Here is a 15,466-nt window from a genome sequence, read left to right on the forward strand (position 1 = left end):
TCCTTGTGGGAGCGGGTTTACCCGCGAATGCAGTGTTGAATCTACCGATGCATTCGCGGGTAAACCCGCTCCCACAGAGGTCAAGAGCAAGCTCTCGAGATCAGTGGTGCTCCCGGGTAGCGCGGAACTTGATGTCCGGCCAGCGCTCTTCCATCAACGCCAGGTTGACCCGGGTCGGCGCCAGGTAGGTCAGGTGACCGCCGCCGTCGATGGCCAGGTTTTCCATGGCCTTGGTCTGGAATTCCTCGAGCTTCTTCTTGTCATCGCAGCTGATCCAGCGCGCCGACCAGACGGTGATAGGCTCGTAAGCGCACTCGACCTTGTACTCTTCCTTCAGGCGGCTGGCGACCACGTCGAACTGCAGCACACCGACCGCACCGAGGATGATGTCGTTGCTGCGCTCAGGGAAGAACACCTGTGTAGCACCTTCTTCGGCAAGCTGCTGCAGGCCTTGACGCAGTTGCTTGGATTTCAGCGGGTCTTTCAGGCGTACGCGGCGGAACAGCTCCGGCGCGAAGTGCGGGATACCGGTGAAGCCCAGCGACTCGCCTTCGGTGAAAGTGTCGCCGATCTGGATGGTGCCGTGGTTGTGCAGGCCGATGATGTCACCGGCAAAGGCTTCTTCCAGTTGTTCACGCTCGGAGGAGAAGAAGGTCAGCGCATCGCCGATGCGCAGGTCCTTGTTCAACCGCACATGACGCATCTTCATGCCCTTCTCGTACTTGCCCGAGCAGATACGCATGAAGGCGATACGGTCGCGGTGTTTCGGGTCCATGTTCGCCTGGATCTTGAACACGAAGCCGGTGAACTTCTCTTCCACAGGCTCCACGGTGCGCTCGTGGGCAACACGGCCAAGCGGACGCGGCGCCCAGTCGACCACCGCGTCGAGCACGTGATCGACACCGAAGTTACCCAGCGCAGTACCGAAGAACACCGGGGTCAGCTGACCGTTGATGAATTCTTCCTGATTGAACTCGTGGCAAGCGCCCTGCACCAGCTCCAGTTGCTCGACGAACGAATCGTACTGGTCGCCCAGGTGGGCACGCGCTTCGTCCGAGTCCAGCTTCTGGATGATCTTGGCTTCGGTGCGCTCGTGGCCGTGGCCCGGGGTGTACACCACGATGTAGTCACCGGTCAGGTGGTACACGCCCTTGAAGTCGCGGTAGCAACCAATCGGCCAGGTGATTGGCGCGGCCTTGATCTTCAAAACGGCTTCGATCTCGTCGAGCAGTTCGATCGGGTCGCGGATGTCACGGTCGAGTTTGTTGATGAAGCTGACGATAGGCGTGTCACGCAGGCGGCACACGTCCATCAGGGCGATGGTCCGCGGCTCTACACCTTTACCGCCGTCGAGCACCATCAGCGCCGAGTCCACCGCGGTCAGGGTGCGGTAGGTGTCTTCCGAGAAGTCTTCGTGGCCGGGGGTGTCGAGCAGGTTGATCATGTGCTCGCGGTACGGGAACTGCATCACCGAGGTGGTGATGGAGATGCCGCGCTGCTTCTCCATTTCCATCCAGTCGGAGGTGGCGTGGCGGTCGGACTTGCGCGACTTCACGGTACCGGCGACGGCAATGGCCTTGCCCATCAGCAGCAGCTTCTCGGTGATGGTGGTCTTACCGGCGTCGGGGTGGGAAATGATTGCGAAAGTGCGGCGCTTCGCGACTTCGGCGGCCTGGTTGGTCATGGGAAATCGCCTGACTGGGGGATTTGAAAGGGGCAGTATCATACCTGAAGTTGGGCCTGGACCAAAATCTGCGGAAGTAGGCGCGGGTTTACCCGCGAAGATGCCGGCACAGACAAAAGAAATCCAACAGACCATCGCTTTATCACGACAAATGACCAAAGCGCAGTTATTTCAACGCCTGCAGCCCATTAAGGCGCTGTTTTTTCTCGCTATAAATCCTGCCACCCAGCGATTAACACTGGCCAAATGCCGCCTCAGATGGGAACCTTTACACCCACGGAGACGTCCACTCCCCTGCAACCCGCTTCGGTTGGGGACTGGTTTCATCAGCATTTTCGGGCCCGACGGGGTTCGGCTCATGGCCTGATCGCAGCCTTCGGCTTGCATCTCGCTGCTACTCGCGAACACACCACCCGCCGCCAGGATTGGCCGGCTTCCAAGAAGTGTGCTCGCCGACAACACAAGGAGTCCGCCTGTGGCTAAACGCTACGGAAAGGGGCTGTTGGGATGGGCCGCCGCGCTCGTCATCCTGGCCCTGCTGGTCCACTGGATCGGCATCGACACGATCGCGCGTTATCGCGACGATCTTGGGTTCTACCTGCAAGCGCACCTGGTATTGGTGCTGGCTTCGATGGCGGCGGCGTTGGCCGTGGGCATCCCCGCCGGCATTGCGTTAAGTCGACCGCACCGGGTCGACAAAGCCGAGCGCTTCATGCAGTTCTTCAACGTTGGCAACACCATTCCCCCCCTTGCCGTTCTGGCCATCGCCCTGAGTATCCTGGGCATCGGCGCCGGGCCTGCGATCTTCGCACTGTTCCTCGCGTCCCTCCTGCCCATCGTGCGCAACACCTACGAAGGCCTGAAAAACGTCCCCGCCTCGCTCAAGGAAGCCGCTACCGGCATCGGCATGACCCCGCGCCAGCAACTCTGGCAGGTGGAGCTGCCCAACGCGGTGCCGATCATCGTCGGCGGCGTGCGCGTGGCCCTGGCGCTGAACGTGGGCACCGCGCCGCTGGCATTCCTGATCGGCGCCAACAGCCTGGGCAGCCTGATCTTCCCCGGCATTGCCCTGAACAACCAGCCGCAGCTGCTGCTGGGGGCCGCCTGCACCGCGCTGCTGGCACTGGTGCTGGACGCAGCGGTGAGTTTCTCCAGCAGGCGCTGGCTGGAACGTGGCCTGGCCCAATAAGGATAGGAAACGCATGAAGAAGAGAATCGCCTTGCTGCTGGGCGCGGCCCTGCTGTTCGCAGGAGTTGCCCAGGCAGCGGAAAAACCCCTGGTGCGCATCGGCGCGCGGGTGTTCACCGAACAGACCGTGCTCGCCGAAATCACCGCGCAATACCTGCGCGCCAACGGCTTTGACGTACGCGTCACCACCGGCCTTGGCAGCAGCATCGCTCGCCAGGCCCAGGAAACCGGCCAGCTCGACCTGATGTGGGAATACACCGGGGTGTCGCTGGTGTCCTACAACCACATCGATGAGCGTATGCCCAGTGCCGAGGCCACCTACGCCAAGGTCAAGGAGCTGGATGCCAAGAAAGATCTGATCTGGCTGACCCCATCGAAATTCAGCAACACCTATGCCCTCGGCTTGCCGAAGCAGGTCGCCGAGGCCTACCCCCAGATCAATTCGATCAGCGACCTCAACCAGGTGCTGCGCGACGAGCGCAAGCGTAACCACCTGGTGGCCCTGGACACCGAGTTCGCCAACCGCCCCGACGGCCTGGTCGGGCTCAAGGAGATGTACGACCTGCAGGTCGGCCGCGCCAATATCCGCCAGATGGACGCAGGCCTGGTCTACACGGCCATGCACAACAACCAGGTGTTCGCAGGCCTGGTCTACACCACCGACGGTCGCCTGAGCGCGTTCAACCTCAAGCTGCTCGAAGACGACAAGCACTACTTCCCCGACTACACCGCCGCCCCGGTGGTGCGCAAGGCCGTGCTCGACGCCAACCCGCAACTGGTCGCCCTGCTCAAGCCACTGGCCGAGCAGCTCGATGACGAGACCATGCGCCAGCTCAATGCCAAGGTCGACGTGGACCACCAGAACCCGTCCGCAGTGGCCGCCGCCTTCCTGCGAGAGCATCCCCTCAAGGAGGTACAGCCATGAGCCTGCTCGACACGTTCGCCCACCTCGACTGGGCCCAGGTGCTGCAACTGACCTGGCAGCACATCATGCTGGTCGGCATCGCCGTCGGCCTGGCGATCCTCGTTGGCGTGCCGCTGGGTATCCTGATGACCCGCTTCCCGGCGGTGGCCGGCCCGCTGCAGGCCAGCGCCACGGTGCTGCTGACCATCCCATCGATTGCGTTGTTCGGCCTGCTGCTGCCGTTCTACTCCAAGTTCGGCCAGGGGCTGGGCCCCTTGCCGGCGATCACTGCCGTGTTTCTTTATTCGCTGCTGCCAATCATGCGCAACACCTACCTGGCCCTGACCAATGTCGAGCCCGGTATCCGTGAAGCCGCGCGTGGCATCGGCATGACCTTCGGCCAGCGCCTGCGCATGGTCGAGCTGCCCATCGCCGTGCCGGTGATCCTCGCCGGCGTGCGCACCGCCGTGGTGATGAACATCGGTGTGATGACCATTGCCGCCACCATCGGCGCTGGCGGCCTCGGCGTGCTGATTCTGACTTCCATCAGCCGCAGCGACATGTCGATGCTGCTGGTCGGCGCCGTACTGGTCAGCCTGCTGGCGATCATCGCCGACCTGCTGCTGCAAACCCTGCAACGTGCCCTGACTCCAGAAGGACTGCGCTCATGATCGAACTGAAGAACCTCAGCAAAACCTTCAACGTCAACGGCAAGGACGTCAAAGCCGTCGACTCGGTAAGCCTCACCGTCAACGAAGGGGAAATCTGCGTGTTCCTCGGCCCGTCGGGCTGCGGCAAGAGCACCACGCTGAAAATGATCAACCGCCTGATCACGCCGACCTCCGGCCAGGTGTTCATCAACGGCGAAGACACCACCGGCCTGGACGAAGTCACCCTGCGCCGGCACATCGGCTACGTGATCCAGCAGATCGGCCTGTTTCCCAACATGACCATCGAGGAGAACATTACCGTGGTCCCGCGCCTGCTTGGCTGGGATAAACAGAAATGCCACGAGCGCGCCCGCGAATTGATGCACATGATCAAGCTGGAGCCCAAGCAGTACCTGCAACGCTACCCACGCGAGCTTTCCGGTGGCCAGCAGCAGCGTATTGGCGTGATCCGTGCGCTGGCGGCAGAAGCTCCGGTACTGTTGATGGATGAACCGTTCGGCGCGGTCGACCCGATCAACCGCGAGATGATCCAGAACGAGTTCTTCGAGATGCAGCGGGCACTGAACAAGACCGTGATCATGGTCAGCCACGACATCGACGAAGCGATCAAGCTGGGCGACAAGATTGCCATCTTCCGTGCCGGCAAGCTGTTGCAGCTGGATCACCCGGATACCCTGCTGGCGCACCCAGCGGATGATTTCGTGAGCAACTTCGTTGGCCAGGACAGCACCCTCAAACGCCTGTTGCTGGTGCGTGCCGAGGATGCGGCGGACAACGCGCCCTCGGTGAGCCCGGAAACACCGGTGAGCGACGCGCTGGAGCTGCTGGATGAGCACGACCGCCGCTACGTGGTAGTGACCGATGCACAGAACAAGGCCCTGGGCTACGTGCGCCGGCGCGACATGCACCGCCAGCAAGGCACTTGCGGTGATTTCCTGCGGCAGTTCAATGCCACGGCGTCGTACGATGAGCACTTGCGCATCCTGCTGTCGCGCATGTATGAGTTCAACCGCGCGTGGTTGCCAGTGCTGGATGCCGAGCAGGTATTCCTGGGCGAGGTGACTCAGGAATCGATCGCGGCGTACCTGAGCTCGGGGAGATCGCGCGGGGCCAAGACCAGCATCGTCTCGCCGGCCGAGGCAGTGGTTTCGTAATGCCGGGGGGCGCCTTGCGCCCCATTCGCGGGGCAAGCCCGCTCCCACAGGACGGCGTCGATATCAAGCCTGTGGGAGCGGGCTTGCCCCGCGAATGGGCCGCACAGCGGCCCCCGGCGAGTTCAGATCAGAACCCTACGCTAGCCTGCACATAGAAGGTCCGCGGCTCACCCACATAGAGGCCGGCATTGTTGTCGCTGGAGCGGGTGAAGTACTGCTTGTCGAACAGGTTCTTCACCCCCGCCGCCAGCTTCAGGTTGGACACTTCAGGCCCGAATTCATACCCACCGCGGGCATGCCAGGTCACATAACCCGGAATATCGCCATACTGCCCGTCGGCACTTGGCTCGGTAATGTAATCGCCATTGAAGCTGCCGTCGGCATTGATCCCGGTACCCGGCGCACGCTGCTTCGATTGGGCATAGGCGTCCAGGTTCCAGGTCCAGCGGTTAACGGCGTAACGCACCCCGGCAGTGGCCACCTGGCGCGAATAGAACGGCAGGTCACGGCCCTTGAAGCCCGGAATGTCCCCCTCATACGTAGCGCGGGTATAGGTATAGCCACCGCTCACCGAAAGCCCGTCCAGCCGCGGGTCCAGCCCGGCAAGGTCATAACGCACCGAAGCCTCGATGCCCTGGTGCTTGGTCGCACCGAGGTTGGTCCAGCCCACGTCGTTGCTGATGTACTGCAGCTCGTCATCGAAGTCGATGTAGAACGCGGTCAACTCACCGGCGAAACCACCGTTGTCATACCGGGTGCCGATTTCATAAGTCTTGGCCTTCTCCGGCTCCAGGCCATTGGCCGTGCTGTTGCCAGTACCGCCCTGGCCCAGCTGGAAGTACTGCAGGCTGCCAAACGAGGTCTCATAGTTGGCGAACACCTTCCACGCATCGGAGATGTGGTACATCACGCTCAGCGCCGGCAATGGCTCGTTGCTGGTGATGCTGCGCTTTTTCTCCGGCACTGGCTGACCGTTGGCGCCAAGCACCGGGCGATCGCGCCAGTCAGTGTTGATGTGCTCGAAGCGGATGCCCGGGGTGATAGTCCAGTTGCCCACATCGATCTTGTCGTCGATGTAGTAGGCGCTTGCCTCGGTGCCGCCACTGCGGTCCTGGAACACGTGGCCATCGGAAGTCGGGGTAGGCGTCGGCACATTGTCGATCAGCGCCAGACGGGTGGACTGCTCACGCATCGCTTCTTTCAGGTAGCGGTAACCGACGCTGACTTCCTGGGTGGTCGGGCCTGCGAAAAAGATCCGCGACAGCCGGGGCTCGATGGCGAAGGTGTGATAATTGCGCGGGTATGACGACAGGGTCTTCATGTCGCGCGCGGCAATGGCGCTGCCACGGAAGCTGTCGGTGTAGTAGGTCAGCACTTCGAACTGGGTGGCTTCGTCGAGCTGGCGCTGCCACTTGAACGACACATCCTTGCGGCGGCCGGCGAAGTAGTCGTAATCGCGTACCGACTGATACGGGTTGCTGTCGTACTGGGCCTGGGTCAGGCCGCCGGGCATGTCGGCACGGCCATCGTAGTAATGGAAGTTGAGCCAGAACTCATCGACGTCGGTCGGCGCCCAGTGGGTCTTGAGAATGACGTCGTCGATATCGTTACCGTTATTGCTTTCGCGATAGCCGTTGCCGTTCACCCCGGTGTATAGCAACGCCACGCCCAAGCCGTTTTCCGCCGTGCCGCCGACGAAGGCCGACTCGGTATGCTTCCAGCCACCATGCTGGGAGGTTTCCAGGGTGGTGGACAGCTCGGCCGAAGCCTTCTCGGGGATCGCCCGGGTGACGAAGTTGATCACCCCGCCGACGTTCTGCGGGCCATAGCGCACCGAGCCTGCGCCACGCACCACGTCGATGCTGTCGAGGTTGCCCGAGGAAATGGGCGCCATCGACAGCTGTGGCTGGCCATAGGGTGCGAAGGCTGCGGGTATGCCGTCGATCAGCACCGTGGAGCGCGGTGACAGGCGCGACGTCAGGCCGCGCACCCCAACGTTCAGCGACAGGTCACTACCGCCGGTGCCGTTGGAGTCCTGCACCTGCACACCCGGGATACCGCGCAGCACATCGCGCACGTTCATCGCGCCCTTCTCGACCATGGCCTCGCGGCGCACCACGGTGCGCGCGCCAGGGTGGTTCTGCACCACACTCTGCTGGGCATCCCCCAGCCAGTCACCGACCACCTTGATGTCCGTTGGTGCCAGCTCCAGGCTGCCGGTGGTCAAGGTGCCGTCGACCTGGGCCGGTTTGAGCACCACGGTGCCCTGGGATATTTCGTAGGTCAGGCCGCTGCCCTGCAACAATTGCTGCAGGGCTTGCTCAGGCGCCAATGGGCCGGACACGGCCGGGGCCTGCTTGCCAGCCACCAGTTCGGGGCTGAAGAACAGCTGCAGATTGGTCTGCTGGCCAAGCTGGTTCAGCGCCGAAGCCAGCGGCTGGGCCTGGATCTGGATCGGGCTGGCGGCCTGGACGGCCTGGCTATTGACGGCCGCGGCGCTGACCGCCAGGGCCAGCGCCAGGGCGCTCAAGCGTGGGAAGGGCTTGTTGTTGTTCACGTCGTCGAAACTTCCTGAATGCGGAATAAACGCCAACCGCGTGCAAATGGAAATGCTTGGCAGTTGCAGCTGGCGAGGAAGACGAACGAGCGGAAAAAAACCTGAATTTATTTCGCGACTATTTCGCGCGAGCCGTCTTCATGGGCCTTGATGGCCACCGGCAGGATGCTCGGCAAGGCGCGCAGCAACGCGTCAGTGTCGTCGGTGTTGAAGGTACTGGACAGGCGCAACTGGGCGGCTTTACCCGGGGCGACCCGCAATGGCTGGCTGCGGTAGCGCGAAGCTTCGGCCACCACATCGGCGAGGGTAGCGTTGTCGAACACCAGCTTGCCCTGCCGCCAGGCGGTGACGGCGCCGGTGTTCACCGCATAAGGTGCGGCTACCAGGCCTTGTGCATTTATATTCGAGCCCTGCCCAGCCGTCAGTTGTGCCAACGACGCACCCTGGCCCTGCACCCGTACCGAACCCTGCTCCACCGCCACTCGGGTGCTGGCCGGGTCCAGGCGCACATCGAAGCGCGTTCCGGTGACCGTCACGCGGCCTTGCGCAGTGTCGACCACGAACGGCCTGCTGCTGTCATGGGCGACGCTGAACATCACCTCACCGGCACTCAGGCGGATATGCCGCTGCCCGGCGCTGAAGTCGACTTGCAGTTGCGTACTGCCATTGAGCTCGAGCTGCGAGCCATCCGGCAATTCGACCTGGCGTCGCTCGTTGAAGGCAGTCTGCAAGCTGCCCTGATGGTTCAGTTGCTGGTAGTGCCAGCCGCCCCAGCCAAGGCCCAGCGCCAACACCGCGACACTGGCAGCCAGCGCCTGGCGCAGCAAACGCCGACGCGGCAACTGCTGTACCGGTGCCGGCTGGGCCAATGCTGCCAGGCGCTGGCGTGGGATGAAATCGGCGGCCTGCCACACCCGGCAGAGATGCTCGTATTCCTGGCGGTGACGCTCATCGCTGGCCAGCCAGGCACGCAACTGTTTCTGCAGCCCGGCATCCTTGGGCGCATCCTGCACACGGGCGAACCATGCGGCGGCCTGCTCGCGGACGGTTTCGCTACCGTGAGGTTTCATCGAAAAGGTCTCCTGACTCATCATGCCGACACATCCAGCTGCTCACGCAGGTGCCGAAGCGTGCGGATCATATACTTTTCGACCATGTTCTTGCTCAAGCCCATGCGCTCGGCGATTTCGGCCTGGGTCAGGCCCTCGAGCTTCTGCCAGATGAACACCTGCCGGCAGTTGAGTGGCAGCTCGGCCAGCGCCCGCTCCACGCTGTCAGCCAGCTCCAGCGCATGCACGTACGCCTCTGGGTCGCCACTGCCGGCAGCAGCGGCGTCGAAGCCCCCCTGCTCCAGGGCCTGGCGGCGATCCTCACGGCGAAAACCATCCACGGCAATGTTGCGTGCGGTCTGGTGCAAGTAGGCGCGTGGCTGCTCGACCCGCTCGCGCGGGTTTTCCAGTACCCGGACAAAGGCATCGTGGGTGAGGTCCTCGGCCTGCTGCCGACTGCGCAATTTGCGCGTCCAGGTGCCGATCAGCTCATGGTAGTGGTCGAGGAAGCCTTTGGGTCCGGACACGGTCGGGGTCATCAGGGAGGCAGACAAGGGTGCGAATAGTAATGTTTCTCATCAAAACCGGCAAATCCGCCAGTCGGTAACAAAAAATTTATAGGCGATTTCCTGTACGGGGGTACCAGGAAAATGTGGCCATAAATATGAACACCTCCGCCCTTTTCGCGGGCAAGCCCGCTCCCACATTGAACGCGTATCCCCTGTAGGAGCGGGCTTGCCCGCGAAGGGCCCAACACGCTCCATTCCACAATTTTTTACGCTTGAAACATCGCGGGGAACATCAGCCGGTCACACGAGTCGGTTATTCAAATGGCTGGTCGTCGATCAACGCCGATCACGCCCGGATTGCCTGTTGATTCTGCATTCTTCACGCCCTAAAGTGCGCGCCGAACGTCCATGCTGGAAACGATCCATCCGGCTCAAGTACTGAGTAGGCGAACCAAAGTGGGGATACGGAGGACGTTCAGTTTGCAGCCACTTATTCTTTTTGTTTGCCCATGGAGTCCCTGAGCATGTCGATCCAGGTCGAAGACTATTTCGCGCGTGACACCTTCCAGAAAATGAAGGCGTTCGCCGACAAGCAGGAAACCCCGTTCGTACTCATCGATACGCAGATGATCAGCCAGGCCTATGACGACCTGCGCGCCGGTTTCGAATTCGCCAAGGTCTACTACGCGGTCAAGGCCAACCCGGCCGTCGAGATCATCGACCTGCTCAAAGAGAAAGGCTCGAGCTTCGACATCGCCTCGATCTACGAGCTGGACAAAGTGCTGGGCCGCGGCGTCAGCGCCGACCGCATCAGCTACGGCAACACCATCAAGAAGTCCAAGGACATCCGCTACTTCTACGAGAAGGGTGTACGCCTGTATGCCACCGACTCGGAAGCCGACCTGCGCAACATCGCCAAGGCCGCCCCGGGTTCGAAAGTGTACGTGCGTATCCTGACCGAAGGCTCGACCACTGCCGACTGGCCGCTGTCGCGTAAGTTCGGCTGCCAGACCGACATGGCCATGGATCTGCTGATCCTCGCCCGCGACCTGGGCCTGGTGCCTTACGGCATCTCCTTCCACGTCGGTTCGCAGCAGCGCGACATCAGCGTATGGGACGCCGCCATCGCCAAGGTCAAGGTCATCTTCGAGCGCCTGAAGGAAGAAGACGGCATCGAGCTGAAGCTGATCAACATGGGTGGCGGCTTCCCGGCCAACTACATCACCCGGACCAACAGCCTGGAAACCTACGCCGAAGAGATCATTCGCTTCCTCAAGGAAGACTTCGGTGACGAACTGCCGGAAATCATCCTCGAGCCAGGCCGTTCGCTGATCGCCAACGCCGGTATCCTGGTCAGCGAAGTGGTGCTGGTTGCACGTAAGTCGCGTACCGCCGTCGAGCGCTGGATCTACACCGATGTGGGCAAGTTCTCTGGCCTGATCGAAACCATGGATGAAGCCATCAAGTTCCCGATCTGGACCGAGAAGAAAGGCGAAGCCGAGGAAGTGGTCATCGCCGGCCCGACTTGCGACAGCGCCGACATCATGTACGAAAACTACAAGTACGGCCTGCCGCTGAACCTGGCCATCGGTGACCGCCTGTACTGGCTGTCGACCGGCGCCTACACCACCAGCTACAGCGCAGTGGAATTCAACGGCTTCCCGCCGCTGAAGGCTTACTACCTGTAATGCAGAACGGGGCCGCAAGGCCCCGTTTTCATGTGTGCTCTCCTGTGCAGGCCTCTTACTCGCCGCGCCGCTCGATCTCTTCGGCATACCGTGCGGCAAAGGCCATCAACACCGGCCCCGCGCCCTGCAGGGTTACCAACGCAGCACGCAGGAAATTCATGTTCCCCGCAACCCGGGCCTGCTCCAGCCACTGCCCTGCCTCGGCCAACTGCCCGCGCTCGACCAACACCAACGCCAGGCTGAACATCCCGCGGAAATCCCCCGCCTCGGCCGAGCGTCGATACCAGCGCACCGCCCGCGCGGGGCTCGGTGCCGTGGCAATACCCTGCTCCAGGTAACGCCCATACAGGTTCATCGACTTGGCATGCCCCAACTGCGCAGCCTTTTCGTAACACATGAGCGCCTGCGCCTGATTGGCCGGCACCCCGCGCCCGGTAGCCAGCAGGTTACCCAGGTTGTAAAGGCCCCAGTCGAGCCCAGCGTCTGCGGCACGCGCATAATGAATGGCCGCCTGTTCCAGGCTTGGCTCCCCCCCCCAGCCATGCTCCAGGCAACGGCCGAGCATGTTGTGCGCCATGGGACTACCGCCCTGTGCAGCAATACCGAACCAACGGCGGGCAACGGTGGCATCCTCCTGGATACCACGGCCATCCAGCAGGATCTGCCCCAGCAGCAACTGTGCCTCGATCGCGCCCTGCCCCGCCGCTGCCAGAATTGCCTGGGCGGCCTTGCCGGGGCTCTCCTCGAGCATGGCCTGCAAGCCGGCCACATCCACTACTTCCTCACGTCGCAACTGATAGGACACGGCTCAGACCTCGGCCCAGCGGCGCAGCAGGTTGTGGTAGGTACCGGTCAACTGTAGCAGCGCAGGGTGCTCAGGTACGTCGGCTGTCAGTTGCTGGATGGCGTTATCCATCTCGAACAGCAACGCACGCTGGCTGTCCTCACGTACCAGGCTCTGGGTCCAGAAGAACGCGGCATAGCGTTGCCCACGGGTAACCGGGTTGACCTTGTGCAGGCTGGTACCGGGGTATAGCACCAGGTCACCGGCGGCCAACTTGACCTGCTGCTCGCCAAAGGTGTCCTGAATCACCAGCTCGCCGCCGTCGTAGCTGTCCGGGTCGCTGAGGAACAACGTCGAGGACAGGTCGGTGCGCACCCGCTCCGGGCTGCCCTTGGGCTGGCGCAAGGCATTGTCGATATGGAAACCGAAACTGCCGCCTTCGCGGTAGCAGTTGATCAGCGGCGGGAACACCTTGTGGGGCAAGGCTGCCGACATGAAGCGTGGGGTTTTCCACAGGCGGTCGATCAGCGCACTACCGATTTCCTTGGCCAGCGCATGGCCTTCTGGCAGCTGCAGGTTGTGCTTGGCCTTGGCTGACTGGTAGCCAGCCGTAACCTTGCCGTCGGCCCAGTCGGCCTGCTCCAGCGCCTTGCGGATACGGGCCAGTTCATCTGCGTCGAACAGGCCTGGGATGTGAAGCAGCATGGCGGCGGCACCGTAAGGAAATGTAAAGGCGCCAATGATATTGATTCCCTTTTGCGCTACACAAGCCCCATTCACCGCTTAAGACGTTTCAGCTGCATGAAACCGTAAGGGCAAATTGTAAAGATTGTAAATTCTTCACGAATGGTAACGAATCTCAATTGTGAGTCACAATTGCTTACATTAGTATCCGCCGCCTCAACACCTTGGGGAAGGTTCTTAGCAATGCGCCAGTACGTACCATCTGCAGTGAGCTCACCACGCCTGATCGTTACCGCCATCGGTGTCGCGCTAAGCGCCTCGTCGGTTCACGCCGCCGACCCGGCTGCCAGCAGCGCCATCACCCTGGACGCCACCAGCGTCAACGGCAAGGCTGAACAGGCCAGCACCGACTACAAGGTCGAAAAGGCCGCTTCGCAGAAGTACACCGCACCGCTGGTGGACACCCCGCGTTCGGTTACCGTGATCCCGCAGCAGGTGATCAAGGACACCAACGCGCTGACCCTGCAGGATGCCCTGCGCACCGTGCCAGGCATTACCTTCGGCGCTGGCGAAGGCGGCAACCCGCAAGGCGACCGGCCGTTCATCCGTGGCTTCGACGCCCAGGGCGACACCTACCTGGACGGCGTGCGTGACACTGGCGCGCAAACCCGCGAAATCTTCGCCATCGAGTCGGTGGAAGTGGCCAAAGGGCCAAACTCGGCCGTGGGCGGCCGTGGGGCAGCAGGGGGTACCATCAACCTGGTGAGCAAGCGCGCACACTTGGGCAACTCGCTGGACGGCGCCTGGACCTGGGGCAGCGACCAGACTCAGCGCTACACGTTCGACGGCAACTATCAGTTCAGCGATACCGTTGCTGGCCGCCTGAACCTGATGACCCACGAAAGCAACGTCGCCGGCCGCGACAAGGTCAACTACGATCGCTGGGGTATCGCCCCGTCGCTGGCCTTCGGCCTGGGTACGCCAACCCGCGTCAACCTTGACTACTACCACCTGGAAAGCGACGACCTGCCGGACTCGGGCATTCCGTACACCATCCCTGCAAACGGTAGCGCCGGGCGCACCTCGGCGCACCCGAGCAAGCCGAACGACGGTGGCGACAGCGACAACTTCTATGGCCTGACCGGTCGCGACTTCCGCAAAACCCGCGTGGACATCGCCACCTTCGCCATCGAGCACGACCTGACCGACTCGCTGACCATCAAGAACACACTGCGTCACGGCAACAGCATGCAGGACTACATCCTGACCCAGCCTGACGACAGCAAGGGCAACGTCAACAACGGCAGTGTCTGGCGCCGTGCCAACACCCGCGTCGGCAACACTGCCACCACTACCAACCAGACCGACTTGTTCGGCGAGTTCTACGTCGGCGGCCTGAAAAACAGCTTCTCGACCGGTATCGAGCTGAGCCGAGAAGAGAGCGAGCGCTCGAGCTACACCGTCAACACTGACACCGTGCCTGGCGGCGCTGCCAATTCCAACTGCACCCCGGGCATGATCGGCGCCACCAGCGGCTACAACTGCACCTCGCTGAGCAACCCGAACCCGGATGATCCGTGGAACGGCACCATCTCGCGCAACTATGCCGGCACCACCACCAACAGCAAGACCCGGGCAATCTACGTGTTCGACACGCTGGAGCTGACCCCGGAGTGGCTGGTCAACATGGGCCTGCGCTACGACCACTTCGACACCGACTACAAGACCTACAACGCTGCGGGCACCACCACCGCCAAAGGCAAAGATGTCAGCGAGTTCGTGACCGGCCAGCTGGGCCTGGTGTGGAAGCCGGCCGAAAACGGCAGCATCTACGTGTCCTATGCCACCTCCGCCACGCCACCTGGCGCCATGCTTGGCGAAGGTACCGAAGGCAACCCGCTGGGCGGCACGCCAGACCGTAACGGCAACCTGCTGGGCAGCGACATGGAGCCGGAAGAAACCACCAACTACGAGATCGGTACCAAGTGGGACCTGCTTGACGAGCGTCTGTCGCTGACCGCGGCGCTGTTCCGCACCGAGAAGGAAAACGCCCGGGTCCAGGTCAACACCAACACCTACGAGAACATCGGCGAAACCCGGGTTCAAGGTATCGAACTGTCGGCCAGCGGCAAGCTGACCGACAAGTGGCAGGTATTCGCCGGCTACACCTACATGCAGGCTCGCCAGATCGACGGCGGCCCGGTGGGCAAGGCCAACGACGGCAACCAGCTGCCGAACACGCCGAACAACAGCGCCAGCCTGTGGACCACCTACTCGATCACGCCAAAGCTGACCGTGGGCGGTGGTGCGTTCTACGTGGATGACGTGTACGGCAACGTGGCCAACACCACCATGGTCGACAGCTACGTACGCTACGACGCCATGGCCGCCTACAAGCTGACCAAGAACATCGACCTGCAGCTGAACGTACAGAACCTGACCAACGAGGTGTACTACGACAAGGCATTCTCCACCCACTTCGCCAACCAGGCGGCCGGGCGGACTGCACTGTTGACCACCAGCGTGCACTTCTGATGTCGGCGTTGGGTTGATCCGCTGGAAAGGCTGCTCCTGTAGCGGCCCTTTCGCGGGG

The 15,466-nt window shown here is 62.3% G+C and carries 12 protein-coding genes; 6 read left to right on the forward strand and 6 right to left on the reverse strand.

The window, feature by feature from the left end; translation table 11 throughout:
* Nucleotides 1–100: 100 nt before the first annotated feature.
* The gene (locus OO258_RS00920) at nt 101–1,684 is read right to left on the reverse strand and encodes a peptide chain release factor 3 (protein WP_104960827.1); all 1,584 of its coding nucleotides are present in this window, start codon (nt 1,682–1,684) and stop codon (nt 101–103) included.
* A 475-nt stretch (nt 1,685–2,159) separates the two neighbouring features.
* Here OO258_RS00920 and OO258_RS00925 point away from each other — a divergent pair, with 475 nt between their 5' ends.
* The 4 genes from OO258_RS00925 to OO258_RS00940 are packed head-to-tail and all read left to right on the forward strand — an operon-like array spanning nt 2,160 to nt 5,602.
* Entirely contained in the window at nt 2,160–2,873 is a 714-nt protein-coding gene (locus tag OO258_RS00925) for an ABC transporter permease (protein ID WP_266028496.1), read from the forward strand.
* Between the two features lie 13 nt (nt 2,874–2,886).
* A complete protein-coding gene (locus OO258_RS00930) occupies nt 2,887–3,798 on the forward strand; it encodes a glycine betaine ABC transporter substrate-binding protein (protein ID WP_110744911.1) in 912 nt (303 codons plus the stop codon).
* Nucleotides 3,795–4,448 (forward strand): ABC transporter permease, encoded by a 654-nt coding sequence (locus OO258_RS00935; RefSeq protein ID WP_003248487.1) that lies wholly within the window; start codon nt 3,795–3,797, stop codon nt 4,446–4,448. The genes OO258_RS00930 and OO258_RS00935 overlap by 4 nt, the downstream gene beginning before the upstream one ends.
* Nucleotides 4,445–5,602, forward strand: coding sequence for a betaine/proline/choline family ABC transporter ATP-binding protein (locus tag OO258_RS00940; RefSeq protein ID WP_110744912.1), 1,158 nt, complete (start codon nt 4,445–4,447; stop codon nt 5,600–5,602). The genes OO258_RS00935 and OO258_RS00940 overlap by 4 nt, the downstream gene beginning before the upstream one ends.
* A 127-nt stretch (nt 5,603–5,729) precedes the next feature.
* Here OO258_RS00940 and OO258_RS00945 read toward each other — a convergent pair whose 3' ends face one another.
* The 3 genes from OO258_RS00945 to OO258_RS00955 all read right to left on the reverse strand — a co-directional run bounded on the left by OO258_RS00945 (nt 5,730) and on the right by OO258_RS00955 (nt 9,747).
* A complete protein-coding gene (locus OO258_RS00945; protein ID WP_266028498.1) occupies nt 5,730–8,159 on the reverse strand; it encodes a TonB-dependent siderophore receptor in 2,430 nt (809 codons plus the stop codon).
* Between the two features lie 107 nt (nt 8,160–8,266).
* Entirely contained in the window at nt 8,267–9,229 is a 963-nt protein-coding gene (locus OO258_RS00950; protein ID WP_266028499.1) for a FecR family protein, read from the reverse strand.
* A 20-nt stretch (nt 9,230–9,249) separates the two neighbouring features.
* Nucleotides 9,250–9,747 (reverse strand): RNA polymerase sigma factor, encoded by a 498-nt coding sequence (locus OO258_RS00955; protein ID WP_266028500.1) that lies wholly within the window; start codon nt 9,745–9,747, stop codon nt 9,250–9,252.
* 494 nt (nt 9,748–10,241) lie between these two features.
* Between OO258_RS00955 and OO258_RS00960 the strand changes: the two genes are divergently transcribed.
* Entirely contained in the window at nt 10,242–11,405 is a 1,164-nt protein-coding gene (locus tag OO258_RS00960) for a type III PLP-dependent enzyme (protein ID WP_016713187.1), read from the forward strand.
* Nucleotides 11,406–11,460: 55 nt separating this feature from the next.
* Here the strand turns inward: OO258_RS00960 and OO258_RS00965 are convergent, their stop codons facing one another.
* Nucleotides 11,461–12,210 carry a tetratricopeptide repeat protein gene (locus OO258_RS00965; RefSeq protein WP_266028502.1) on the reverse strand — a complete coding sequence of 250 codons (750 nt, stop codon included), beginning with the start codon at nt 12,208–12,210 and terminating at the stop codon, nt 11,461–11,463.
* 3 nt (nt 12,211–12,213) lie between these two features.
* A complete protein-coding gene (locus OO258_RS00970) occupies nt 12,214–12,894 on the reverse strand; it encodes a Fe2+-dependent dioxygenase (RefSeq protein WP_110744917.1) in 681 nt (226 codons plus the stop codon).
* Between the two features lie 222 nt (nt 12,895–13,116).
* Between OO258_RS00970 and OO258_RS00975 the strand changes: the two genes are divergently transcribed.
* Nucleotides 13,117–15,408: a TonB-dependent receptor gene (locus tag OO258_RS00975; RefSeq protein ID WP_266028504.1), complete on the forward strand. Its 2,292-nt coding sequence runs from the start codon at nt 13,117–13,119 to the stop codon at nt 15,406–15,408.
* Nucleotides 15,409–15,466 lie beyond the last annotated feature (58 nt).

Origin of the sequence: Pseudomonas sp. DCB_BI (genome assembly GCF_026240995.1) — a bacterium.
Classification (GTDB): Bacteria; Pseudomonadota; Gammaproteobacteria; order Pseudomonadales; family Pseudomonadaceae; genus Aquipseudomonas.

Bases quoted from the DNA above. Each gene is read 5' to 3' on its own strand.
- OO258_RS00970 (WP_110744917.1), bottom strand. From the start codon at position 12,894: ATGCTGCTTCACATCCCAGGCCTGTTCGACGCAGATGAACTGGCCCGT.
- OO258_RS00935 (WP_003248487.1), top strand. From the start codon at position 3,795: ATGAGCCTGCTCGACACGTTCGCCCACCTCGACTGGGCCCAGGTGCTG.
- OO258_RS00960 (WP_016713187.1), top strand. From the start codon at position 10,242: ATGTCGATCCAGGTCGAAGACTATTTCGCGCGTGACACCTTCCAGAAA.
- OO258_RS00930 (WP_110744911.1), top strand. From the start codon at position 2,887: ATGAAGAAGAGAATCGCCTTGCTGCTGGGCGCGGCCCTGCTGTTCGCA.
- OO258_RS00950 (WP_266028499.1), bottom strand. From the start codon at position 9,229: ATGAAACCTCACGGTAGCGAAACCGTCCGCGAGCAGGCCGCCGCATGG.
- OO258_RS00955 (WP_266028500.1), bottom strand. From the start codon at position 9,747: ATGACCCCGACCGTGTCCGGACCCAAAGGCTTCCTCGACCACTACCAT.
- OO258_RS00975 (WP_266028504.1), top strand. From the start codon at position 13,117: ATGCGCCAGTACGTACCATCTGCAGTGAGCTCACCACGCCTGATCGTT.
- OO258_RS00940 (WP_110744912.1), top strand. From the start codon at position 4,445: ATGATCGAACTGAAGAACCTCAGCAAAACCTTCAACGTCAACGGCAAG.
- OO258_RS00920 (WP_104960827.1), bottom strand. From the start codon at position 1,684: ATGACCAACCAGGCCGCCGAAGTCGCGAAGCGCCGCACTTTCGCAATC.